This is a genomic window from Methylomonas lenta, assembly GCF_001644015.1.
In the GTDB taxonomy this organism is placed as follows: Bacteria; Pseudomonadota; Gammaproteobacteria; order Methylococcales; family Methylomonadaceae; genus Methylomonas; species Methylomonas lenta.
This window is the reverse complement of the sequence record NZ_LUUI01000142.1, coordinates 1-22,181: the sequence shown is the minus strand read 5'-3', so window position 1 is coordinate 22,181 and position 22,181 is coordinate 1. Positions and strand designations below refer to the sequence as shown.

Annotated in this window: 19 protein-coding genes, 1 tRNA gene and 1 pseudogene; 5 read left to right on the top strand and 16 right to left on the bottom strand. The window is 50.0% G+C overall.

The window, feature by feature from the left end; translation table 11 throughout:
• Window positions 1-80 precede the first annotated feature (80 nt).
• Window positions 81-638, top strand: a complete 558-nt coding sequence (locus A1359_RS16895) for a recombinase family protein (protein WP_066985867.1) — start codon at window positions 81-83, stop codon at window positions 636-638.
• A gap of 325 nt (window positions 639-963) precedes the next feature.
• On the opposite strand, the gene A1359_RS16890 is transcribed toward A1359_RS16895, so the two are convergent.
• From A1359_RS16890 to A1359_RS16865, 6 genes are all read right to left on the bottom strand, one after another.
• The gene (locus A1359_RS16890) at window positions 964-1,335 is read right to left on the bottom strand and encodes a hypothetical protein (protein ID WP_066985864.1); all 372 of its coding nucleotides are present in this window, start codon (window positions 1,333-1,335) and stop codon (window positions 964-966) included.
• A 410-nt stretch (window positions 1,336-1,745) separates the two neighbouring features.
• Window positions 1,746-3,740 carry a cell wall-binding protein gene (locus A1359_RS16885; RefSeq protein ID WP_066985862.1) on the bottom strand — a complete coding sequence of 665 codons (1,995 nt, stop codon included), beginning with the start codon at window positions 3,738-3,740 and terminating at the stop codon, window positions 1,746-1,748.
• Window positions 3,730-4,671 carry a toprim domain-containing protein gene (locus A1359_RS16880; RefSeq protein WP_066985859.1) on the bottom strand — a complete coding sequence of 314 codons (942 nt, stop codon included), beginning with the start codon at window positions 4,669-4,671 and terminating at the stop codon, window positions 3,730-3,732. Before A1359_RS16880 ends, A1359_RS16885 begins: the two co-directional genes overlap by 11 nt.
• Window positions 4,671-4,910: a hypothetical protein gene (locus A1359_RS16875; protein ID WP_066985856.1), complete on the bottom strand. Its 240-nt coding sequence runs from the start codon at window positions 4,908-4,910 to the stop codon at window positions 4,671-4,673. The genes A1359_RS16880 and A1359_RS16875 overlap by 1 nt, the downstream gene beginning before the upstream one ends.
• Window positions 4,911-5,051: 141 nt before the next feature.
• Window positions 5,052-5,831, bottom strand: a complete 780-nt coding sequence (locus tag A1359_RS16870; protein WP_066985852.1) for a hypothetical protein — start codon at window positions 5,829-5,831, stop codon at window positions 5,052-5,054.
• Window positions 5,831-6,946, bottom strand: a complete 1,116-nt coding sequence (locus A1359_RS16865) for a tyrosine-type recombinase/integrase (protein ID WP_066985849.1) — start codon at window positions 6,944-6,946, stop codon at window positions 5,831-5,833. The genes A1359_RS16870 and A1359_RS16865 overlap by 1 nt, the downstream gene beginning before the upstream one ends.
• 242 nt (window positions 6,947-7,188) lie before the next feature.
• On the opposite strand from A1359_RS16865, the gene A1359_RS16860 reads away from it, so the two are divergent.
• Window positions 7,189-7,268 (top strand) — tRNA-Ser (locus A1359_RS16860).
• A gap of 76 nt (window positions 7,269-7,344) precedes the next feature.
• Here the strand turns inward: A1359_RS16860 and A1359_RS23500 are convergent.
• The 10 genes from A1359_RS23500 to A1359_RS16820 all read right to left on the bottom strand — a co-directional run bounded on the left by A1359_RS23500 (window position 7,345) and on the right by A1359_RS16820 (window position 17,964).
• On the bottom strand, window positions 7,345-7,467 hold the full coding sequence (locus A1359_RS23500; protein ID WP_269747941.1) for a hypothetical protein: 123 nt from the start codon (window positions 7,465-7,467) through the stop codon (window positions 7,345-7,347).
• A 17-nt stretch (window positions 7,468-7,484) separates the two neighbouring features.
• Entirely contained in the window at window positions 7,485-7,853 is a 369-nt protein-coding gene (locus A1359_RS23295; protein WP_066985847.1) for a hypothetical protein, read from the bottom strand.
• Between the two features lie 71 nt (window positions 7,854-7,924).
• Window positions 7,925-8,629 (bottom strand): response regulator, encoded by a 705-nt coding sequence (locus A1359_RS16850; protein ID WP_066985844.1) that lies wholly within the window; start codon window positions 8,627-8,629, stop codon window positions 7,925-7,927.
• A gap of 13 nt (window positions 8,630-8,642) precedes the next feature.
• The gene (locus A1359_RS16845) at window positions 8,643-11,375 is read right to left on the bottom strand and encodes a sensor histidine kinase (RefSeq protein ID WP_066985841.1); all 2,733 of its coding nucleotides are present in this window, start codon (window positions 11,373-11,375) and stop codon (window positions 8,643-8,645) included.
• Complete coding sequence (gene kdpC / locus A1359_RS16840; protein ID WP_066985838.1) at window positions 11,372-11,965, bottom strand: potassium-transporting ATPase subunit KdpC; 594 nt, start codon at window positions 11,963-11,965, stop codon at window positions 11,372-11,374. Before kdpC ends, A1359_RS16845 begins: the two co-directional genes overlap by 4 nt.
• A gap of 11 nt (window positions 11,966-11,976) precedes the next feature.
• Window positions 11,977-14,049, bottom strand: coding sequence for a potassium-transporting ATPase subunit KdpB (gene kdpB / locus A1359_RS16835; protein ID WP_066985835.1), 2,073 nt, complete (start codon window positions 14,047-14,049; stop codon window positions 11,977-11,979).
• A 16-nt stretch (window positions 14,050-14,065) separates the two neighbouring features.
• Complete coding sequence (kdpA, locus tag A1359_RS16830; RefSeq protein ID WP_066985832.1) at window positions 14,066-15,805, bottom strand: potassium-transporting ATPase subunit KdpA; 1,740 nt, start codon at window positions 15,803-15,805, stop codon at window positions 14,066-14,068.
• Window positions 15,805-15,894: a K(+)-transporting ATPase subunit F gene (gene kdpF / locus A1359_RS23715; protein ID WP_083960703.1), complete on the bottom strand. Its 90-nt coding sequence runs from the start codon at window positions 15,892-15,894 to the stop codon at window positions 15,805-15,807. Before kdpF ends, kdpA begins: the two co-directional genes overlap by 1 nt.
• A gap of 436 nt (window positions 15,895-16,330) precedes the next feature.
• A complete protein-coding gene (locus tag A1359_RS16825; protein ID WP_066985829.1) occupies window positions 16,331-17,665 on the bottom strand; it encodes a HipA domain-containing protein in 1,335 nt (444 codons plus the stop codon).
• The gene (locus tag A1359_RS16820) at window positions 17,662-17,964 is read right to left on the bottom strand and encodes a helix-turn-helix domain-containing protein (protein WP_066985826.1); all 303 of its coding nucleotides are present in this window, start codon (window positions 17,962-17,964) and stop codon (window positions 17,662-17,664) included. The genes A1359_RS16825 and A1359_RS16820 overlap by 4 nt, the downstream gene beginning before the upstream one ends.
• A 544-nt stretch (window positions 17,965-18,508) precedes the next feature.
• Between A1359_RS16820 and A1359_RS23290 the strand changes: the two genes are divergently transcribed.
• The 3 genes and pseudogenes from A1359_RS23290 to A1359_RS16805 all read left to right on the top strand — a co-directional run bounded on the left by A1359_RS23290 (window position 18,509) and on the right by A1359_RS16805 (window position 22,180).
• Window positions 18,509-18,922, top strand: coding sequence for a site-specific integrase (locus tag A1359_RS23290; RefSeq protein ID WP_232322339.1), 414 nt, complete (start codon window positions 18,509-18,511; stop codon window positions 18,920-18,922).
• A 346-nt stretch (window positions 18,923-19,268) separates the two neighbouring features.
• Window positions 19,269-21,389: pseudogene (locus A1359_RS16810) on the top strand (type I restriction-modification system subunit M).
• Window positions 21,386-22,180, top strand: a complete 795-nt coding sequence (locus tag A1359_RS16805; RefSeq protein ID WP_083960702.1) for a PDDEXK nuclease domain-containing protein — start codon at window positions 21,386-21,388, stop codon at window positions 22,178-22,180. Before A1359_RS16810 ends, A1359_RS16805 begins: the two are co-directional and overlap by 4 nt.
• The last annotated feature ends 1 nt before the right edge of the window (window position 22,181 follow it).

The window sequence follows — 22,181 nt, the reverse complement described above, 5'->3', positions numbered from 1 at the left end:
GTAAATAAAAGTTGATTTGACATTTACTTTACAAGTGTTAATCTAACTCTAAGAGTTTAATTTACACAAAAGGTGCAATCATGAAAGGCCAACAAATCGGATACATTAGAGTTAGCTCAACATCTCAAAACACAGAACGCCAATTAGCAGACGTGCAGCTTGATCGAACCTTTACCGACAAGGCCAGCGGCAAAGATGCCAACCGGCCAGAATTAACCAACTGCCTAAACCACCTCAGAGAAGGAGACGTTTTACACGTCCATAGCATCGACCGTTTAGCGCGTAACCTGAAAGACCTGCAAACCATTATCGAGACATTAACCCAGAAAGGCATCACGGTTAAGTTTTACAAAGAGCACCTTACCTTTGAAGCCGCCAATACATCACCCATGCAAACGCTCATGCTGCAAATGCTGGGTGCTTTTGCAGAATTCGAGCGGACATTGATAAAAGAACGCCAGCGGGAAGGGATCGAGGCCGCCAAGGCCAGCGGCAAGAAGCTAGGCGCACCCTCTAAACTCAATGCAGAACAAACCGCCGAAATCAAAGCCAGGATCGAGCAAGGCGGCGACAAAAGCAAACTTGCCAAAGAATACGGCATTAGCCGCCCAACGCTTTACAAACTATTAGCGGCTTGATGCTTCAAACCTGTGAAGGTGAAATATAAACGCCCTTACTCAAACAAGGGCGTTTTGAATCTAACTGCAACACCATGTCAACATCCAAAACCAGAGGGCAATTACTCAGGAACAATTTAACGACTATTAGCCATTATTTTTAACAATTTCCCCGTTCCCCTCATTGCTTACGCCATAGTCGGCCCCTTCGCAAATCAAAAACAAAAGGTCAACAAATTTTGTTTACAAAAAGTTAATTTTTTTCGGAAATGTAAACAAAAATGTCAATAAAAGTACACATGCCGTGAAATTTTTTTTCAAAAACTTAACAGGAAGACTCGACGCGTCAAATTTTCAGTCTTGGCAATGACCGCGCCCGCCTTACATGTCGATAACGGGCGGGCGGGATCAGTAGGAATCTATCGAACGTGGTTTTCATGTAAGGAACAGTGATTTTATTCCCGCCACGTATTATCCAGACAACCTTAAACCGGGTTTTGTCGTGTTGGTGCCTGTTTTTAAAGTCAGTTATGGCTAATGCCGTTAACTTGTTTAGCGTAGGCGTGTTGGGTGGCAATATCTGCATTTGATTAGCATAAAACTTATTCAAGGCCGCCCATTCTTGATTAATGCGCCGATTGATTGCGGCGGTTCGTGCTTTCCGTTTGGCTTCAGTTTCATCTTTTTTTTGCATGTTTTTGGGTTGTTTCGTCGACATAAAAATTTCTCCTAAAAATACATTTCATCTATACCCCTATGTGAAAAATTAGGGGAATTAGGGGAGATTGCTTTCAAAGCCTTGTCACGCGTGGCTTACAAGCTCCCATACCAGCTTAAAAACTATGGGAATCTCCCCTAAAAAAATCTAAAAATCCGGGGAGATAGGCTGTTTTTCACCTAAAACAGCTTAATTTTCAGCCCCAATACTAAAAAATTCGCTGTTTACCGCTCCCCTAATTTTATGGGAATCTCCCATAATTTTTTTTCAACTAGGGGAGCAACAAACCCACTAATGACAAGGCTTATAGGCTTATCTCCCCTAATTCCCATAAAAAAAAAGATACCCCCCTTATAGTTTTTTGCAGTTGGATCGATACAGCAAAAACAAACCCGGAAATTTCCACGGCATCAACTCGCCGATTCAATCAGTTCAGCATCAAATATCAGTACCCGAACCGAACGCCCAGCCACCAACCGCTTGACAGTTGGCTTAGGTCGTCCATTTTTGCTGTCCGGCTCAGTTTTAAGCAATAAACCACGCTCGACTATTCGCCGCCATAACGTACCCGACGACATTAAGAACGCATCACCTTGGCGCTTTGCAAATTCATTGACGGTTTTAAAGGCGCTGTTCGGCTCTAGCCAAACTTGAGGCGGTGCGCCGTCATTGGGTGGGGCATACCAGCCGATACAATCACCCATTGGCTTGTATTGCTTATCGCCCACCAAATCAGCGCCCGCTTCACGCCAGCCCCAGGCAAATGGCCGGGATTGTGGCGGGCCTTGATCGATCCGGCTAGAAATATGCGTATTACCAGAACTGAAACAAGCCCGCAGCAATTGTAAAAACCGCTCAACCTCGTCCTGTTCGGACTGATAGGATGCCTGCTCACTGAAGGCTTGCTGTAAATGCTGTTCAACCTCAATCAATAAGCTGATCGATTTTTCGCCATCGATAGCGCCGATTTCTTCCAAAAACATCAAAAACGGCTCAAGCCCAGCTACCAAATTGGCGAAAATTTCCGGGGCGCGGGGATGAGATGAGGCTTTCCCGTCACGCACAGCGCCGTTTCTAAGCTGTTCAACAATGACGGGGAAATCCTTTTTGTGTTGATCCATACGCGGCGCTAACCATTGCAGATAAGCAGCCATAAGGCCAGATAAAGCACCGGAATTCGCCGAATGCTGTAGCCTGGAAAGCGTCGAGTTATCCACATCCTCACGGCTTAATTCCAACACCAGCAGCCGCCCTAATAATGATTGACCGCGTGGCAAATCTTCGGCAGTAATCAACATCATGGATCTATTAAACGGTGTTGCCTGTGCCTGCATGTTGGCATTTCTGCGGCCTCTTCCGGCCTGGTTGCCAGTATTTCTAATCAGCCGCTCGGCCATGCTGTGCTGTTTGTCGGCCTCGGTTCTATTCACCGACGGCTTAAAATCATCAACAACATAAACAGCGTCTTTAGCTTGATGAGCTTTAGCTTCCGCGTCGTTGGCAGAATCCGACCAGTTCGCCGGAAAGCTGCGGGCGCTAAAGTTACCGAAGAAAACCTGAGCAATCGCGGCGATAGCCGACTTGCGGGAGCCGGTCAAACCATGCAGCCAGATTGCAAAATCGATGCAATGCGCTTCACCCAAAGGCGCACGTGCAACCGCCGCCAATAAAACCGCGCCGATGTGCTGCCTATGCGGGCAAACTTCCAGCAAAAGCAGTGCGTCAGCCACGGCTTGCTTAAGCGTATCGTCGGACAGTGGCGCGAGCAGTGCGTAGCGGCTCATATTGCCGGGCCCTAAGTCAACTTGAACGCTATCAATCAGCCCGGCGGCAGCAATCGCCCCCGATCCGGTTAAATACTGCCATTCGTCATTGATTTTTTTCCAGCCGGTAAAGCGGTAAATGGTGCGCCTTGGTATATCTCCATCAAGTCTTGAATAAAGCTGAATGCAAGCTCTGAGGTTATCTTTCTTTGCGTTACCAGGATAAATAAACGGCAGCGTTCCCCAAAATTCATTAGCCCAGTTGCCTTGTGTGGCATAAAAAGCTTTAGCCGGTATATCAACCAGCGGCAGCACCACACCATCAGCCCGGCGGCCCTCGACTCTTAAAAAACTGGTATCAGTTAGCCCGTCATCAGCAATAACCTCTTCAACGACTCGACAAGTGAAGTCACAAAGCGGGAATGAGTTTTCGGCCCGGTCGCTTGATCCTTCAATCCGCATCATCTTGAACTGCACAAACGCGCCGGATTCGATGCCATATTCACCAAATCTAACCGCTTTTTTCGACCCGTTACCCGTACCGCCACCGTTTCCAGTTGGTTTAGTGCCGGCAGACTTAGGAGGTTTAGCGCCCTTAACGACTTCCAAGATTGGCTGCTTGACTTTGCTCTCATTCGTCATGGTTGCCACCGTTCAGGAATAACTGATAGTCGTTGAAGTCGCCATGAATAGGCGGCACGGCAACACTACCACCCACAGCGGCGGCGGCTTCCGTAGCCTTGGTTAAACCCGGATTACCGGCGGTTTTCGTGTCATTGTCAGCAGCAAACACAATATTCGCTGACGGCAAACGTTCTCGCACGATACGCCCAACCGCCAGCAGATTACCCGCTGTAAATGCCATGTAAACGCGGTAGCTGCTTTGCTCGTGCAAGGTGGCAGCCGTGGCGAAACCCTCAGCAATCAATACTGTTTCATCGGCTTGGTTGCTGCGTTTGCCGATCCACCAAAACAGCCCGGCCAGGCCGCCAGCCGGTAAAAAGTCTTTATCTCGACCTAATACCGGATGCTTTTCGGGAAAAATGGCTTGTAGGCTGCGGATAGTTCCGGCAGCGTCGAACAGTGGCAACAACAGAACGTTTTCAATGGTAATGGTGGAGCGGTTGCCGCCCTTGTCTTGTATCACCCGCCGCCAGCGTCCCAGCCTTGCGCCGTGTAGCTTGATTTGTTTACGCACTAAGTAAGGGTGATTTTCCTGCGCTGGTGTGGCATCTTGCCAGATAGATAAAGCACGCTTAGCGGCTTGATCCTGTTTTTTGGCGGCTTCAGCTTGGCGTTTGTGCCGTTCGCGGTCTATTCGTGCGCGCTCTCGTTTGTCTAATGGCTTGGCTTGACCTTCACCTTCCAAGAAAAAGAATTTTTTAGATGTATCGCGCCAATCTTGCACAAAGCCGCCTTTCCCATCGGCAAAAATCTTAAGACGGCCCTTATTCTTCTTGCCGTCCTTATCTTCAAGCTCAATGAATCGATCATATTCAAAAGATTTTGGCAGATTGAAACCCATCTCAAGCACCGCCGCGCGGGCGGCATCTTCTATATGCAAAAACGCCATCACTCGCCGCCTTGGTTTTGTGCCTCTAACCAAGCAAAATAACGATCCTCCCGAATCAAAACGCGGCGGCCATTGCGAATAATCGCCCCGGATGCTTTCAGGCCGTTGGTATTCTCATAAAAGATTTGGTGTCGCAGAGTCCCCAGCGGAAAGGCGGGGTGTTTGGCTGTAAATTGCTGGACGGTGAAATAGTGCGGCGCAACTGGTGTGGCAGGCTGGCTTTGTTCGGTTTGTTGCATGGTTTCCCCTTGATTCTAAGATTTTCGAGAATCGCCGGGGATTGTTTCCCCGGCTTGGGGTGGATTATTGCGACAGCTATTTACCGCTAAATTTACCCGGTAAGAAAATCACTTAGCGGTAAATTTAGCGGTAACTATTTTTTAAAAAGGTGGCTTTTTCTTCAGGTTTGAAAGCGTTTTATCAAACGTTCCTCGGCTTAAACTTGGCTCGTTTCCATAGCAAGAACGCCATTCAATAACATCCGCTGTCACCTCTTGAATAATCTTATCGGTGTCGTACTCAGCAAACCGAAAGCGTATTTCCTGCCATACATCTTGAGCTGTAACTTTATCCGTCGTAGAAACAAGAGACTGATAAACCCGCCAAATCAACAAATGCAATTGACTTCTTCTAGTACCTTTGCCGATTGTTTTTCGCGTTGTTTCCGTTTTAGGTTCTGGATCGTCTATTTCTGGCACAGCCACAAACCGCTTAAATTCTTCCGGCAATTCCCATCCCAACCGGCCAGCGAACGCCAGAAAATCAGATTTTTTAAAGCGTGTTTCTTTGCCTTCAATGGGGTGCAATTCGCCAAGTGGCGCGATATTCTCCCTAGCATCGGCCAGCCGTCTTAGAAAGGTATTTAGTTTGCTGATGCTTGCGGAATCATTCCGGGCATAGAAAAAACGCTTTGCTTCATCAATAAAATCAGCGGCGGCAAGATCAGGAACCAAGCCCACGGATTGAGCAACAAGGCTTTCAATAGTGCCGGTGGGTCTAGCGGCTAATCTATCCCAATCGGGCGAAAACAGATTTAACATTAAAAGCTCTCGTTTTGCCGCTATTTCGTCGAGTTCTTGCCGGTTTGCTTTACTGTAATGGGTGGCTTCAGTAAGTAGCGTGCCTTTGGATTGTTTAGTGCCCGGAACTTTGATAACCATCAGGCACCGCCAAACAGCTTGCTATTCATCCGCTCAACCACGTTTGCAATATGGCCGTCTGATAGGTGACTGTAACGCTTCACCATGTCTAAGGTTTTATGGCCCAATACAGCCGCGATTTCGACCATTGACGCGCCGCCCATTGCTAAGTAAGACGCTGTGCAATGTCGCAAATCATGCCAGCGAAAATTATTAACCTCGGCATGTTTTAAAGCGTTAAGCCATGCTTTTTTAAGCTCAATGGGTTGGTTTGGGTGTGTGGGGCTTGGAAAGACTAGCGCCGAATCTAGCCGCCTTACCTTGCTTAGTTTTTGCAGTTCTAACAGGGCTTGGCTTGCCACCGGCACCCGCCGCCGGTCTCCGTTTTTGGTTTCATGCAGGATAATGCAGGCATCCGCCAAATTGACCACGCCCCAAGCGCCTTCGGTCGGTGGCGTTTCCGGTTCCCGCCAATAAAGGTTCATGGTTTCGCCTTGCCTCATGCCGGTTGATATGGACAGCACGAAAGCCGGAAAAAGCAAAGGGTTTGGCGATTCCTTACAGGCGATTGTCAGCCGGTTAAGTTCGTCATCATCCAAAAAGCGAACGATTCCGCGCGGTAACTCGGGCAATTTAACGCCGCCATCTTTTAGCGGGGATTGCTCCAACCAATGCCACTCAGTAACGCACCGTTTTAAAACATCGGTGGCAACTACAAAATGCTTTTTGATGGTGGCAGCCGCTAACGGTCGGCCTTTCCGCCCGCCGGTTGTTGCCAGGGTGTTACGGCAATCGGCAAAAGTGGCGGTTGATAAGTCAGCCATTACACAATGGCCGATCTGTGAAGCCCACCATTCCAGAATAGGCCGCCGGTTGCCTTGCTCGGTGGCTGTAAATTCAGTCGGTAGAATTTCGCGGGTATAACGCTCGATAGCATCCGCGAAAGTATGCTTTTTGGCCGCGCTGGTTTTAAAGTGTCGGCCTTCCCTAATGGCGCTTTCAGTTGAAGCCGCCCATTTTTTAGCGTCGGTCAGGCGTTTAAAGGTGGCGGTTTCGCGTGGGTGGCCTTTTAGCCTGATTTCTACTGTGTAGCGTGGTTTGCCGTCTTTGTCGGTGCGCTCTGTGATGGTTGCCATATAAACCCCTTGGGGGCAATGGCGCTATAATCTGCGGTAGCCATTGCTTAACCCTGCTCGTTAAGTGAATCGGTCAGGGCTTGATGGTGCTGGTAACACCTTCAGGCCCGCTTTATTTCTGGGGTTTGATTATAAATCTTTGTCGCAATTTTGTCGCACTCAGCCATAAATAAGGCCGTTATTCCTCGGTAAGACTCGGCAGAAAAAACAACATAAGGCATTGATTTTATTTAACTTGATTAGCCGACAATTACCGACAATTTTTATTATAACCGCACTCGTAACGCGAAGGTCGTAGGTTCGATTCCTATTGCCGGCACCATTAAATACCAATAAAATCAATATCTTGTGATTTTTATATCAGTCTTATGATTTCTGCCTATTTACCCAGTGGGTAATTAAGATGCTAAGCGCAACATAGTAACCCCTTCCACCTTAGTCAATCTCTCGACAACCGCTATCAGTTCACCCACTTCGGCAGGCGAATAATGCACCGTAATGTCGCCATCAATGTGGTGCATCAACGCCTTTCTGGTTTCTAGGGGCACACCGGCAAGGCGTAGACGCCGGGCAAAAGTGTGCCGAGATTGTGAGGCCCGGATAGTACCTCCTTGCCTACCGGCAAGCCGGCTCTTAACCAAGCTTTTTTCCAAGCCGAGTTGTACATACGGTCAACCGGCTTCCTCCTGTAACCAAAAACATGCGTAGCTATTTTACCGCGCCGACTTTCGATTACATCTCGCGCAGTGCTGTTGAGTACAAGCAAGCACGGTGTCGCGTTTTTAGTGAACTCCCCAGGGACAAGGAATATCGATGAATCGATTTCCGGGATTTGAATTTCCCAATCCCAACGCAAATCACCAATCACTTTATCTCTGGCGCCCGTATTAACCGCAAACGTTGCCATTTCCAGGATGTCTGATCATACGTCTTTAGTCAATCCGTCGGGAACTTAGACCTAGCCACAGACTAAATTACTTACTCGTCTTTTGTTTTAAGCCTATATCCTAGACCCGATTCTGTGACCAAATACTGCGGTTGAGTTGGATCGATTTCAAGTTTATAGCGCAGTTGACTCATATACATGCGCAAGTAATGTACATTGTCTTGATAGGGATGCCCCCACACTTCTTTCAAAATCTGCCTGTGGGTCATCACCTTGCCGGCATTTTTTGCTAATACCGCCAACAATCGGTATTGAATCGGCGTCAAGGAAATTTCCCGGCCATCGACACTCACCAAGCGTTTGTTCAAATCCACTTTCAGACCGCCAGTCACCAGCACATCGTTGCTTAGTGATTGCTCCTTCCTATTCGCGTGGCGCAAAGCCACACGAATTCGGGCGACCAGTTCACCGATACCGAAGGGTTTGGTCAAATAATCATCAGCCCCCAGGTCCAGTGCGTCGATTTTTTGTTGTTCCTGGCTACGCGCCGATAGCACGATGATAGGTAGCGTCGACCATTTTCGAATGGCCTTGATAACCTCGACGCCATCCATATCCGGCAAACCTAAATCCAAAATCAGCAAGTCCGGTTTCCGCGTGCCGGCGTCGATGATACCGCGTTTGCCGGTATCGGCTTCGTACACGGTAAACCCTTCACAACGCAAGCCGGTGCGCAGGAATTTGCGGATAGCTAGTTCGTCTTCAACGATAATGATGACGGGATCGGTTTTAGACATAAACGAACAGTGCTTATTGTTCCGCGACGAATTGCGGCGGCATAGGTTCATTCGGCAACGTAATTATAAATACGGCACCGCCTTCCCGCCGATTTTGCGCTCGAATGCCGCCACCGTGGACTTCGACGATGGCCTTACAAATTGCCAAGCCTAGCCCGACACCGCTTTGTGCGGTCTCGTGGCGGACTTGATAAAATTTTTCGAACAATTTCTCCTCTAGACCTTTAAGAATGCCTGTTCCATGATCGGCTAGCGATATTTCAATAGTATTTTCGAACGCTTCCACCTCGATTTCTAATGCACTACCAGCCGGTGTATAACGTATAGCGTTTTCCAATAAATTGATCAACACCTGTTCAATCATGACTGCGTCAACATGTAGCATGGGTATGCCCGGCGGTATGCGCACTTTGACCGGCCGGTCGATAAGCGGTTTCTGTAAACGGTTCAATGCGACACCAATGATTTCTTCTGCTGGATACCACTGCTTGTTCAATTCCGCGATACCAGCGTCCAAACGGGCCATATCGAGAATATTGTTGACCAGATTCGTCATGCGCTCGGCTTCGTCGACGATGGCCAGACTCAGTTCCTGCCTGTCCGGCGACGACATTCGGTTTTCATTGGCTGCCAGCGTAGTGGCTGAACCGAGGATACTTGCCAATGGCGTACGCAAGTCGTGGGAAATGGCACTGAGCAAAGAATTACGCAAGCGCTCGGCCTCGATCTGCATTTGTGTCAGTTTTGCTTGTTCGGAAAATCGGATTCGCATCAAAGCTTGAGCAATTTGGCGCAAGAACGTTTCCAGCAATTTCTGCTGTTCCGGTAAAAATATCCGACGCAGATTGATGGGTATTAAGGCCAGCACCCCCAGCACCTTTTCACCGTCGGAAACCGGAAAATAAATGGCGTCCGCTCCTGGTAGTGTGTGAGTGCCTTGTCCTGCCATCTCGTTATGGTCGAAGACCCACTGCGCGACGCTGAGGTCGGGACCACGCAAGGATTGCGAGAAACTGGTTTGTTTAGGGCAAACCAAATGCCCTGAGGCGTCCGGAAACAGAATGACGTTGGGGCTGCTGAATTCCGCGTACAAATGCTTCACCGCGATGGCGACAATATCCTGCTCGGTTTGGCTAGTGGCCAACTCCTTGCTGATCGCATATAGCACGGATGCTCGGCGCTCGCGGTGCGCGGCCACCTTGGCTTGCGAACGGACGTTGATCATTAAATTACTGATCAAAATGCCGACGATCAACATCACGGCGAAGGTGATCAAATATTGGCTGTCAGCCACCGTCAAGCTGAAGTAGGGTTTGACAAATAACACATCAAACATGCCGATGGCCAATACCGAAGCCAAGATAGATGGCCCGCGTCCAAAGCGCATCGCGATATAGACTACACCCAGCAAAAACACCATAACCAGATTGGCCAACTCCAACCGCCGGAACACATAATGCCCTAACAGGGTACTGATCACAGTCACGGCCACGGCCCAGACATAACCGCGATATCGCTTTTGCAGCTTTGGCGGAATGCGTTGCCTAAGCCCTGGAAGCGGCGGCTTCCTGAAAAGGGAAGATTCAATGACGTCGTCGTCTTTATCTTGCCGACTACCTAATAAGTAGATATTGATGTTGTGGGCATGGCTAATCAAGACATCCACCACCGATCCCAATAGCCAGCGTTTCCACCCGCGCCGACTGGGTTTACCGACGACGATCTTGTTGATGTTACGTTCGCGAGCAAAACGGATGATGGCTTCGCTCATATCCGGCGAACTCAAAGTTACGGTTTCGGCGCCGAGCTGTTCGGCTAGCCGTAAAATTCGCAAAACGGCGTCGCGTTTTTCAGCGGGCAATCTCGCCAACCTTGGCGTTTCGACATAGGCCACAACCCAGCCGGCTTTTAACCCTGTCGCCAGCCGTTTGCCTGCTCGTACCAAACGCTCGGCCAATAGGTTGGGGCCTATGCAGACCAAAATCCGTTCACCGACTTGCCACACCTCTTGAATGGCATGATCTTCCCGGTAATCGAGCATGTCCGCGTCGACCCGGTTGGCGGTTTGCCGCAGTGCCAGTTCACGTAGCGCGATCAGGTTGCCCTTGCGGAAGAAATTCCGCATGGCATGCTCCACTTGCTGCGGAATGTAGACCTTGCCTTCCTTAAGACGAGTCAATAATTCATCCGGCGGTAAATCGACCAATTCGACTTCGTCAGCATCCTCGAACACGGTATCCGGTAGCGTTTCCCAGACTCGAATCCCGGAAATCTGACTAATGTCGTCATTCAAGCTTTCCAGGTGCTGGACATTAAGTGCGGTATAAACATCTATACCGGCCTCCAACAGTTCCTGAATATCCTGCCAGCGTTTCGGATGTCGGGAGCCCGGCACATTCGTATGCGCGAGTTCGTCTACCATTATCAGTGCCGGCCGTCTTTTCAGGGCGGCGTCGATATCGAACTCGTGCAGAACATTACCCCGGTAATTGATTTGCCGAGTCGGCAATTTTTCCAAACCATTCAGCAAAGCCTCAGTGTCCTGGCGGCCATGGGTTTCTACCAAGCCAAGCACTACATCCAGATTTTCTGCCCGTCTTTCTCGCACCGCCAATAACATTGCATAGGTCTTGCCGACGCCTGCAGATGCGCCGAAAAAAATCTTCAATCGTCCGCGCTTTGCCTTGGCCGCGTCACGTTCGACGCGGGCTAAGAGTTGATCGGGGTCCGGGCGCTGCTCGTTCATTTGGACCAGGATTGGAATTTAAACGCATCCAGTGCCAGATTCAGTTTCAAGACATTGACTCTGGCTTCACCGAATAAATGCCATTGTCTTCCTTCGGTATGTTCATGCACCAGGTGGCGCAGTTGCTTCTCTGACAAGTGCCGAACGTTGGCCACCCGATGAATCTGGTATTCGGCCGCCGCTACGCTGATTTGGGGGTCTAGGCCACTCGCTGAGCTCGTCACTAGATCGATGGGTATTTTCAGATGATTAACCGGATCAGCTTTCTTCAACTCATCGATTCGCGTCTTAACGGCATTGATCAGAAGCGGATTGGTCGGACCGAGATTGGAACCTGAAGATGCAGCGGCGTTATAGGGATAAGGGGATGTCGCCGATGGCCGACCCCAAAAATATTTAGGGTCACTGAAATGTTGCCCGATTATCTCGGAGCCTATAAGTTGATCTTCAGCGCCCTTGAGAAGGCTACCGTTGGCTTGAATCGGGAAAAGGCCTTGCGCCAAAGCCGTCACCAGTAACGGATAAACGACACCGGTCAAAAGCGTCAGCAGTGCAAATAACACAATGGTGGGTTTCAGATAATTCAACATAAAGTCTCCTGTTAAACCAGATGCAGACCGACCAGTAATGCATCAATCAGCTTGATGCCGATAAACGGGACAACCAACCCGCCCAAACCGTAGATCAGCAAATTGTTTTGTAAAAGTTTCTCGGCGCCGACCGGCTTATAACCCACGCCGCGCAATGCCAGTGGAATCAACGCGATAATGATCAGAGCATTAAAAATGACTGCTGACAAGATCGCGCTGGCCGGGGTTGCCAGATGCATGACATTCAATACGTTCAAAGCCGGATAAGTGCCAGCGAAGGCGGCCGGGATGATCGCGAAATATTTGGCCACGTCGTTAGCGATGCTGAACGTGGTGAGGGCGCCGCGGGTCATCAGCATCTGCTTGCCGGTTTCGACGATTTCGATCAACTTGGTCGGATTGGAATCCAGATCAACCATATTGCCTGCTTCCTTGGCGGCCTGGGTGCCGCTATTCATCGCTACGGCGACATCTGCCTGCGCCAAGGCCGGCGCATCGTTGGTGCCGTCGCCTGTCATGGCTACCAAGCGGCCCTCGGCCTGATGCTGGCGAATCAAGTTTAATTTTGCTTCCGGCGTGGCTTCGGCCAGGAAATCGTCCACGCCAGCCTCGGCGGCGATCGCCGCGGCGGTCAGTCGGTTGTCGCCGGTGATCATGATAGTTTTGATGCCCATTTGCCGTAATTCCATGAATCGCTCTTTGATGCCTCCCTTGACGATGTCTTTCAGCTCGATGACGCCCAAAACCTTCTTGTCCTCGGCTACCACCAAAGGCGTCGAACCGCGGCGGGAAACATCGATAACGATATTTTGGGTGTCTGCGGGAAAGCGGCCGCCCTGCTCGGTGATATAACCACGAATCGCATCTTCGGAACCTTTGCGAATCTGTCGGCCTTTCAGATTGACACCACTCATTCGGGTCTGGGCGCTGAAATGCACGAAAGTCGCGCCTAAGGAATGTACGTCTCGCCCTCGGATGCCGAACTTTTGTTTGGCCAACACTACGATACTGCGGCCTTCCGGGGTTTCATCGGCCAGCGACGACAATTGCGCGGCGTCCGCGAGCTGCTTTTCGCTTACGCCTTTGGCCGGAAAAAAGGCCGCAGCCTGGCGGTTACCCAACGTGATGGTGCCGGTCTTATCGAGCAATAGCACGTCGACGTCGCCGGCCGCCTCCACCGCCCGTCCCGAGGTGGCAACGACGTTTTTCTGCATCATGCGACCGATCCCCGCCACGCCGATCGCCGATAACAGGCCACCGATGGTGGTAGGTATCAAGCATACCAGCAAGGCGACCAACACCGTAATCGATAAAGGATGACCGCTGCCGGCCGTTTCTACGCTATACAAGGAAAACGGTAGCAAGGTCACAGTGGCCATCAGAAACACCAGCGTCAGCGCTACTAATAAAATCGTCAAGGCAATTTCGTTGGGCGTTTTTTGCCGCTGCGAGCCTTCCACCATCGCAATCATTCTATCCAGGAAGGTTTCACCGGGATTGACGCTGATGCGCACCACCAACCAGTCCGACAAGACGCGCGTACCGCCGGTCACTGAACTGAAGTCGCCGCCTGATTCGCGAATTACAGGCGCGCTCTCGCCGGTAATCGCACTCTCGTCGACCGAAGCAACACCCTCGATCACATCGCCGTCGCCGGGTATGAAATCGCCGGCTTCTATCAATACCACGTCGCCCTTGCGTAGACTGGAGGCTGCGATCTCTGTGAAAGGGTTGCCGTAACGCGCTTCGTCAAGTTTCTTGGCGATGATGTCACGCTTGGCGTTGTGCAGAAACGAAGCCTGTGCCTTGCTGCGGCCTTCCGCGACCGCTTCTGCAAAATTGGCGAACAGTACGGTAAACCATAGACAACAGGCAATGGCCAGAATAAAACCAGCCGGCGCGTCGCCTTGTCCGCGCAAGGCTTGCAGCCAAAGTACGCTGGTCAACATACTGCCGAGATAAACCACGAACATCACCGGATTCTTCCATTGCTGCCGAGGTGCCAATTTAGCGAAGGCATCGATTATGGCTTGTTGCAGGATGTCCCGGTTAAATAAGGAAGTGGAAAGCGTGTTTTTACTCATATCCTCACCTTTCAGATCAATGAAGACCTATCATTTGCAAGTGTTCGACGATAGGCCCCAACGCCAATGCCGGCACGAAAGTCAGGGCACCAACCATCACCACAACGACCAGTAATAACATGCCGAACAAAGGTGTATGCGTCGGCAACGTGCCGGCTCCGACCGGCACGGACTTTTTTGCCGCCAGGGAACCCGCAATCGCCAGTACCGGCACCATCAAGCCGTATCGGGCAATCAACATGGCGATGGCGAGGCTCAGATTATAGAACGGCACGTTGGCATTCAGACCTGCAAACGCACTGCCGTTATTGTTGCCTGCTGAAGAAAAGGCATACAGTACTTCACTGAAACCATGGGCGCCGGGATTGAAAATAGATGTTTTGCCGACGTCCAGCATCACGGCTAAGGCCGTGCCACCTAACACTAACAGCGGCGGGATCAAAATCACCAGGGCTGCCATTTTCATTTCGAACGCTTCGATCTTCTTACCCAAATATTCCGGCGTACGTCCTATCATCAAACCGGCGATGAATACCGCAACCAGTGCAAACACGATCATGCCGTACAAACCCGAACCGACGCCACCGAACACAACTTCGCCGAGTTGCATCAGTGCCATTGGTGCCAATCCGCCCAGCGGTGTAAAGGAATCGTGCATCGCATTGACCGAGCCATTGGAGGCTGCCGTGGTCACCACCGCCCATAACGCCGAATTGACGATGCCGAAACGGGTTTCCTTACCCTCCATGTTACCGCCGGCTTGTGTGAGCGATGCCGCCTGGTCGACGTCCGGATTCGCCAGCAAAGGGTTACCGGCTTGTTCGGCGGCAACCGTCAACAACACTAACGGAATGAATATCGCCGCCATGGTCGCCAGAATCAACCAACCTTGCCGTGTATCACCTATCATGACGCCGAAGCTGTAACACAAGGCAGCCGGTATCAGCAGAATCGCCAGCATTTCCAGGAAATTGGACAAAGGCGTCGGATTTTCAAAAGGGTGGGACGAATTGACGTTGAAGAAACCGCCGCCGTTGGTGCCGAGTTGTTTGATCGCCAGTTGAGAGGCGACTGGCCCCATCGCGATAGTTTGTTGCCGGGCGGCTTGATTTTGCGCTTCGACTGTCGTAACCGTTTGGTAAGGCGCGTAGTTCTGCAGAACGCCTTGGCCAGCTAGTATGACGGCAAAAACCAGCGATAAAGGCAGCAGGATATAGAGCACGCTGCGCGTCATATCCACCCAGAAATTTCCAATGGTCTCGGCGTTGTGTCGAGAAAACCCACGAATCAAGGCCACCAAAACCGCCATACCGCTGGCGGCGGACAGGAAGTTCTGCACCGTCAAACCCAGCATCTGGGTCAGATAGCTCAGGGTGGTTTCGCCGCCATAGCCTTGCCAGTTGGTATTGGTCGCAAAACTCACCGCCGTATTCAACGCTGAATCGACACCGATTGCCGCCATTCCCTGCGGGTTAAGTGGCAAAATAGCCTGCCAGCGTTCCAGTACAAATACTGCTACTATTCCCAGCAGATTGAACAGCAACACCGCCAACGCATATTGTGGCCAGCACATCTCCTGATCGGGATCGATGCTACTGAGTCGGTAGATGCCACGTTCTATTCCCGTCAGCCAACGGCTCGGTCCCGCCGGCGGTGCGTTCAGATAAACTCTCGCCATATAGCCACCCAGGGGTCTAACCAGCAGCAGCAATATAGCCAAATACAAAGTAACTTGCAGCAAGCCTTGCTCTGTCATCAGAATTTCTCCGGGTAAAACAACGCTGTAACAAGATAAACAAATACGGCAAGTGCCAGGCAGCCGCTCAACCAATATATCCAGACCATTAGCCCCCCTTTCAACCTTCAACAAGAAAATTCGCTGGGTCACAAGCGACGTTATTTGAAACGCAACGGCTATTTATGACGTTAATTGAATATACAGAAGAGCAAATATAAATATCGTCTAAATAACGCGTTGACGATTGTGCCCCCAAAATCTATCGACTACGATTTTTCAACTTTATCTTAGAGTCTGGATATCGCCTGTGGGTCGGTGGCCGCCGACTAAGTCGAGTGATTTCATTCACTATCAGTGGCTGCTTTCTTTAAATTTTTGCTGACTGGTTTGCTCCAAGAATGCATGACAGTCTTCATCGGAATACTCAAAACAAGGTCTATTTTTAGATGAATACTCCGGATATCACCAGTGAACAAGGCGGATTATCGAATGGGTCTAGTTGATAACGAACGAACTAGCTGCGAGCTTGAAAGCATCAACTTCTCACAATAGCTCTTTTGAAACCTTCGGAATATTGTCCGCAATGCTGAGTGCATGCTGGCATTGTTGGTTCAAGGTGGCTTCAATGGCTTTCAAAGTCACATCGTCGGCGTTAGCAGTTGCGAGATGGACTTTTAATTCAGGCCAAATCTTCAGAATTTTATTGGCCATCTGCTTAAGCTCCCGGCTAACCAATCGGGCATTCAGTCCGCATTCGACCGCCATTAGAGCCCAGTCGTAGGGCGTTAATGATAGGACATCAAAATTATCACCAATTGCCATGGATAGTGTATCGCTGATCTGGTCGCCAGAGTAAATTAGGCAACACAGCAAATCGTAGGCTGGCGCCAAGCGAATTCCACCCGCATCGATGAAAAATGACAAGTTTTTACCATGGGCGTCGGTATTACCGATCAGGGTTTGAAAAATCGTCCAACGCAATAGTGCCAAACGATCGGCAGTCGGTTGTGCGCTGACTCGGTCGAATAATGCAAACAGCTTGGGTAAGGAGGCACCATCCCGGATATGCTGTACATCACGACCATCGCCGTAAGGACGTTCGTATTTCATACTGACACCCAGGCCTAACGCTTGGCAGCCATCAATGCAATGTAAGCGGTCGATGCCTTCAGTGGTAATTCTGCGATCAAATCGGCGTATCAGCAGCACGGGGTCCGGAATGTGCTCGAGCCGAATATCGGCTGCGGCTACTCCGACAGCCCGAGCCAAGCGCATGCAGGCGAACTCGTTACTCGTCATATGCTGCAATCCGCTGCGGATTGGATCAGGTTTTAGCAAGTGGGTAGATGCCAGGCTGCCTCCATCCACCAGAAACCATAAGCCATTTTCTTCCAATAGTGCAATCTTGTCCTGATAGCCTGCAATGGATAAGCGCACTTTGCCGTCCCAAACGCTGAAGGCTAGATCGGGACGTGATCGAATACGCTGCGATAATTCTTCGCGGGTGAGCAAACGCTTGGCTGCTAAAGGCGTTGATAAGGCTTGCGAATCGTCAAGGCTGATCTCTAAAGCCCCTGCAGTCTCTCGACCTAATGCCACCAGCAAACCGATCAGGTTAGACTTTGACACCTTGTTGGCTTGCGCCGCATCGTCAAGCGCTTGCCCTTCGGGCAACAGATTCTGAAAAAATTGCCGTACATGGGCGCTATGCTGTTCTGCAGACAAACTTTGGCGAACCAGCGGCAGGACCGGGCTGAGTGGAAAACGCTGTTCCTTGGCGAGCCACTCAACCGAATAGTCAAAAGCATACAGTCCGGACAGGGCATCCAAACTCAAGCAACCGATGCAAATGCCGTTGGCCTGAACAGTCAATTTCATGCTTGGTTGTCCACCGTTAAATCGGACAGACGACGGCGAGCGATTTCACGTTGCGATTGAGGTATGACAAATAATGACACACCTAATCCTTGCGAGACTTGCAGAATTTTACCGATACTAACACCCGGTTTTCCGGCTTCAATGTCGACCAATGTTTGTAAACACACGCCAATGGTCATCGCTGCATCTTCCAAACGAATCCCGGCCTGGGTTCGTGCAGAGCGAATGGCCGCACCCAAGACGACAGGGTTCTCGAGATAAGGATCGACCGGGAATGGGGTTGGAACTACACGCTTCATAAAAATCTCCTATAACAGATTTATAAAAGATGAATGGCTAGGAGTCAATTAAAACTCTGAAAAAGCAGAATTTATAATCAGAATTGTATTGATATGGATATAATTCTTGTATACCAGAATTTATGCACGAAGCATGCCCCAGTCATGAAGACTCAAGGTAGTTTGGGTAAACTTTTTACCCAACAAGGTTAGATTAATTCAACCCATGCAAGAATCTAGCGCCGGTGTACCAGAAAATTGCTGGGTAAAATCTGAGTAAATCATATAAACTCGAATAAGCACAAATAGGCATTGCAACGTGAGGACTATTTGATTAAATTCAATTAAATCAATCTGTTATGTGCAAATTCTGGCACTCGTAACGCGAAGGTCGTAGGTTCGATTCCTATTGCCGGCACCATTTAAGTGACTGATAGATAAAGCTTTACAACTAAATTGCCCGTCGAGTTGAAGCAACATAAACGCAGCAAGGCGCAGTGCTGCTTTATTTTGCTCAACCCGCAAAACCAGTCAGATTTAGCCCGCTTTTTAATTTGTTGAAGGTGTGTTCAGACCTTTAGCAAATGAAAACTTCCGCGCCGATGTGCGCATGAAAGGCATCGTCAAAAACAAAACCATTCCTTCCGATAACCGCGCACTGATCGCCTTTACCTGGTTAACCGGTGCCAGAGATAGCACCATTGCTTCGATGAAGTTAAAACACGTTGATCTGGTTACTAATTGCGTGTTTCAGGATGCCAGGGAGGTGAATACCAAATTCAGTAAGACCTTTACTACTTATTTCTTTCCGGTAGGCGATGAAATTCAGCATATCGTCGCAGACAGGGTATTTAAAGCATCAGGACTCAAACCCGAGCATTGGAGCAACGCATCACCGATACGGTCTATCTTTCGTGAAGCTTTTGAAACAACCGATTTGCCCTATTTCAATTCACATAGCTTTCTAAAACCTTGGTGACACTTGGCCAACAGCTTTGCCAAACACCAGAAGAATTTAAGTCTTGGAGCCAGAATTTAGGCCATGAAGATGTTTTGACAACTCTATACAGCTATATCGACAAGGCGAGATTCTTCAGCAATAAAGTTACCCCGGTCTTCTACCAACCAAAATGCTGATGAAATTGTCCGAGCTGTTGTTAAGGCCATCGCAGACCAAAAAATACAATAAAGGGTTTAGTCAACTGTACAAATTATGCTGGCCGTTTTCAGCGCCTCTTGTATCTTGTAAGTGTTGTAGAGGGTAATATATTGGCATCAATCTCCCGGAGCGGTGAGTTGAATATAAATAAAAAGGAAACAACGTAATGAACGGCGAAACTCACAGCCAATTAGCCAATTTTATTTGGAGCATTTGCAACCTGCTGCGCGGTCCTTACAAACGCAACGAATACCGCAAAGTCATTTTGCCGCTGACCGTGTTGCGCCGTTTCGATTGTCTACTCGCACCTAGCAAAGACGCGGCATTTGAGGAATATCAAACCCTTAAAACCAAGCCGGAACGCGTCATACAGGCCAGACTGCAATCAATAACCGGACACCGCTTTTACAATCTATCGCGAATGCAGTTCGACAAAAATGCCGATCATTCCCTGCTCAACGATCCGAACAATCTCGCCCCCAATCTAAATAGCTACATAAACGGCTTTTCTGGGAACGTCCGTGCCATCATGGAGAAGTTCAAATTCAGCGAGCAGATTGCCCACATGGCAGAAAAGAACATTCTGTTCGAAGTGGTCAAAGCCTTTGCCGCCATCGACCTTTCGCCGCAACGGGTGGATAACGTGCAAATGGGCTATGTGTTCGAAGAACTGATCCGTATCGGTGCTGAACAATCGAACGAGGAAGCAGGCGAGCATTTCACTCCGCGTGAAGTCATCAAATTGATGGTCAACCTGTTATTGGTGCCGGAGCAGGATTTGGCGCAAAGTCATGTGGTCAAAACCATTTATGACCCGGCTTGCGGCACCGGCGGCATGCTGTCGGTGGCATAAGAGTACATCCGCAAGCTCAATGCCGATGCGCAGCCAAAACTATTCGGCCAGGATTTCAATGACGAAGCCTGGGCGATCTGTAAGTCTGACATGCTGATCAAGGGTGAAGACGCCGACAATGTGATCCTGGGCGATACTTTCACCCGCGACGGCTTTGAGCGCGACAGCGACGGCAACACATGGACTTTCGATTACATGCTGGCCAATCCGCCGTTTGGCGTGGAATGGAAGCAGCAACAAAAAATCATCCAGCAGGAAGCCGATACCTTGGGCTATGCCGGCCGCTTTGGTGCCGGTACGCCGCGCATCAACGACGGCGCTTTCCTGTTCTTGCAACACATGATTGCCAAAATGCGTAGTCCGGCCAACGGCGGCAGCCGCATCGGCATCGTGTTTAACGGTTCGCCTTTATTTACCGGTGACGCCGGCAGCGGCGAAAGTGAAATCCGTCGCTGGATTTTCGAAAACGACTGGTTGGAAGCCATCGTCGCCCTGCCGGAGCAACTGTTCTACAACACCGGCATTTCGACTTACATCTGGATCATCAGCAACCGCAAGGAACCCCAGCGAAAAAGCAAAGTGCAATTGATCGACGCCCGCAACTTTTGGGTGCCAATGGAAAAATCCTTGGGCAACAAACGCCGCCGCATTGGCGACCCTAGCGACAAAGCCAAAGACCCGGATCATATCGGCGAAATCACCCGCATCTATGCCAACTTTGCCGATGGTGAAACCCGTAGCTTTACGCTTGACGGCAAAGAAAAAGAATTAATCGTCAGCAAGCTGTTCGATAACGCAGATTTTGGTTATCACAAAATTACCGTGGAACGCCCACTCAGGCTCAATTTCCAAGCTAGTACCGAGCGCATCGCCAGCCTGGAACAGCAAACCGCGTTTATTAACCTCGCCAACAGCAATAAAAAGAACGAAACCGTCCGCCAGCAAGAAATTGAAGCAGGTCGCGCCCGCCAGCAAAAAATCCGCAATTTGTTGGCCGTTTTTGCTGAACAGCATGGAGCGACCTTATTTGTAGACCGTAAACACTTCTTGCTGACACTACGCGACATTGATCGCGCCCATGATGTACGTTTGTCAGCGCCTGAATTAAAAGCAGTATTGGCCGCATTAAGCGAACGAGACGAAACGGCAATCATCTGTACCGACAGGCACGGTAATCCGGAGCCGGATACCGACTTGCGCGATACCGAAACCGTCCCGCTCAAAGAAAGCATAGACGCTTACTTTAAGCGTGAAGTATTGCCGCATGTCCCCGATGCCTGGATTGATCACAGCAAAACCAAAGTCGGCTACGAAATCCCGCTGAATCGCCACTTTTACCGCTACGAGCCACCGCGCGACTTGGAAACCATAGAAGCCGAAATCAAGGCGCTGGAAGGCGAGATTGTGGATTTGCTGAGAGAGGTGACGGCGTGAATCATGTAACCACATTCAAACAATTAGTCGATAGCATCCAAACGCTGCATCAGGACTTGACCAACCAAATTGGTAAAGCCGTCAACATCGGCTTAACGTTACGAAATTGGTTGATTGGCGGTTATATCAACGATTACGAATTACAAGGCGGGGATCGTGCTGAATACGGCGAGCGGCTATTCGACGAGTTATCGCAAGCACTACACGGCATAAGCAACTGTAATCGCCGCCAGCTTTATTGTTACCTTCGGTTTTATCGGTTTTACCCGGCATTTGTGGGGACACTGCCCCCACAATTACCGCTCCTACCCGCATTGGAATCGATTCTGCAAAAAGTGGGGACAACGTCCCCACAATCCGCGGGGAACCCGCCACTGATGACACGCCTGTCATATAGCCACTTTGACCTGTTGGTCGATATCGACGATGCCACCAAGCGCAGCTTCTACGAAATAGAATGCCTGCGCGGCAACTGGTCGGTGCGGGAATTAAAACGCCAGATCGGCAACCTGTATTACGAACGCTCCGGTTTATCCATCGACAAACTTAAGCTGGCGGAACTGGCCCAGCAGAGCGTGGAACCGCAAGCGCTATTCAATATCCGCGATCCTTACCTATTCGAATTTCTCGGTCTGAAGCCCGCCGAGGTTATGAGCGAATCGCAACTGGAAGACCAGTTGCTTGGCAAACTGCAGGCGTTTCTGCTCGAACTTGGTCACGGCTTTTGTTTTGAATCCCGCCAGAAACGTATCCTGTTGCCTCGTTCCCACGCGCCGCGTCACTGCCATTAAG

Coding starts and splice junctions, on each gene's coding strand:
- A1359_RS23295 (WP_066985847.1), bottom strand. CDS start 7,853: ATGGCAACGTTTGCGGTTAATACGGGCGCCAGAGATAAAGTGATTGGT.
- kdpF (WP_083960703.1), bottom strand. CDS start 15,894: ATGGTCTGGATATATTGGTTGAGCGGCTGCCTGGCACTTGCCGTATTT.
- kdpB (WP_066985835.1), bottom strand. CDS start 14,049: ATGAGTAAAAACACGCTTTCCACTTCCTTATTTAACCGGGACATCCTG.
- A1359_RS16895 (WP_066985867.1), top strand. CDS start 81: ATGAAAGGCCAACAAATCGGATACATTAGAGTTAGCTCAACATCTCAA.
- kdpC (WP_066985838.1), bottom strand. CDS start 11,965: ATGTTGAATTATCTGAAACCCACCATTGTGTTATTTGCACTGCTGACG.
- A1359_RS16825 (WP_066985829.1), bottom strand. CDS start 17,665: ATGAAATTGACTGTTCAGGCCAACGGCATTTGCATCGGTTGCTTGAGT.
- kdpA (WP_066985832.1), bottom strand. CDS start 15,805: ATGACAGAGCAAGGCTTGCTGCAAGTTACTTTGTATTTGGCTATATTG.
- A1359_RS16890 (WP_066985864.1), bottom strand. CDS start 1,335: ATGTCGACGAAACAACCCAAAAACATGCAAAAAAAAGATGAAACTGAA.
- A1359_RS23500 (WP_269747941.1), bottom strand. CDS start 7,467: ATGCACCACATTGATGGCGACATTACGGTGCATTATTCGCCTGCCGAA.
- A1359_RS16870 (WP_066985852.1), bottom strand. CDS start 5,831: ATGGTTATCAAAGTTCCGGGCACTAAACAATCCAAAGGCACGCTACTT.
- A1359_RS16880 (WP_066985859.1), bottom strand. CDS start 4,671: ATGGCGTTTTTGCATATAGAAGATGCCGCCCGCGCGGCGGTGCTTGAG.
- A1359_RS16850 (WP_066985844.1), bottom strand. CDS start 8,629: ATGTCTAAAACCGATCCCGTCATCATTATCGTTGAAGACGAACTAGCT.
- A1359_RS16845 (WP_066985841.1), bottom strand. CDS start 11,375: ATGAACGAGCAGCGCCCGGACCCCGATCAACTCTTAGCCCGCGTCGAA.
- A1359_RS16865 (WP_066985849.1), bottom strand. CDS start 6,946: ATGGCAACCATCACAGAGCGCACCGACAAAGACGGCAAACCACGCTAC.
- A1359_RS16875 (WP_066985856.1), bottom strand. CDS start 4,910: ATGCAACAAACCGAACAAAGCCAGCCTGCCACACCAGTTGCGCCGCAC.
- A1359_RS16820 (WP_066985826.1), bottom strand. CDS start 17,964: ATGAAGCGTGTAGTTCCAACCCCATTCCCGGTCGATCCTTATCTCGAG.
- A1359_RS16885 (WP_066985862.1), bottom strand. CDS start 3,740: ATGACGAATGAGAGCAAAGTCAAGCAGCCAATCTTGGAAGTCGTTAAG.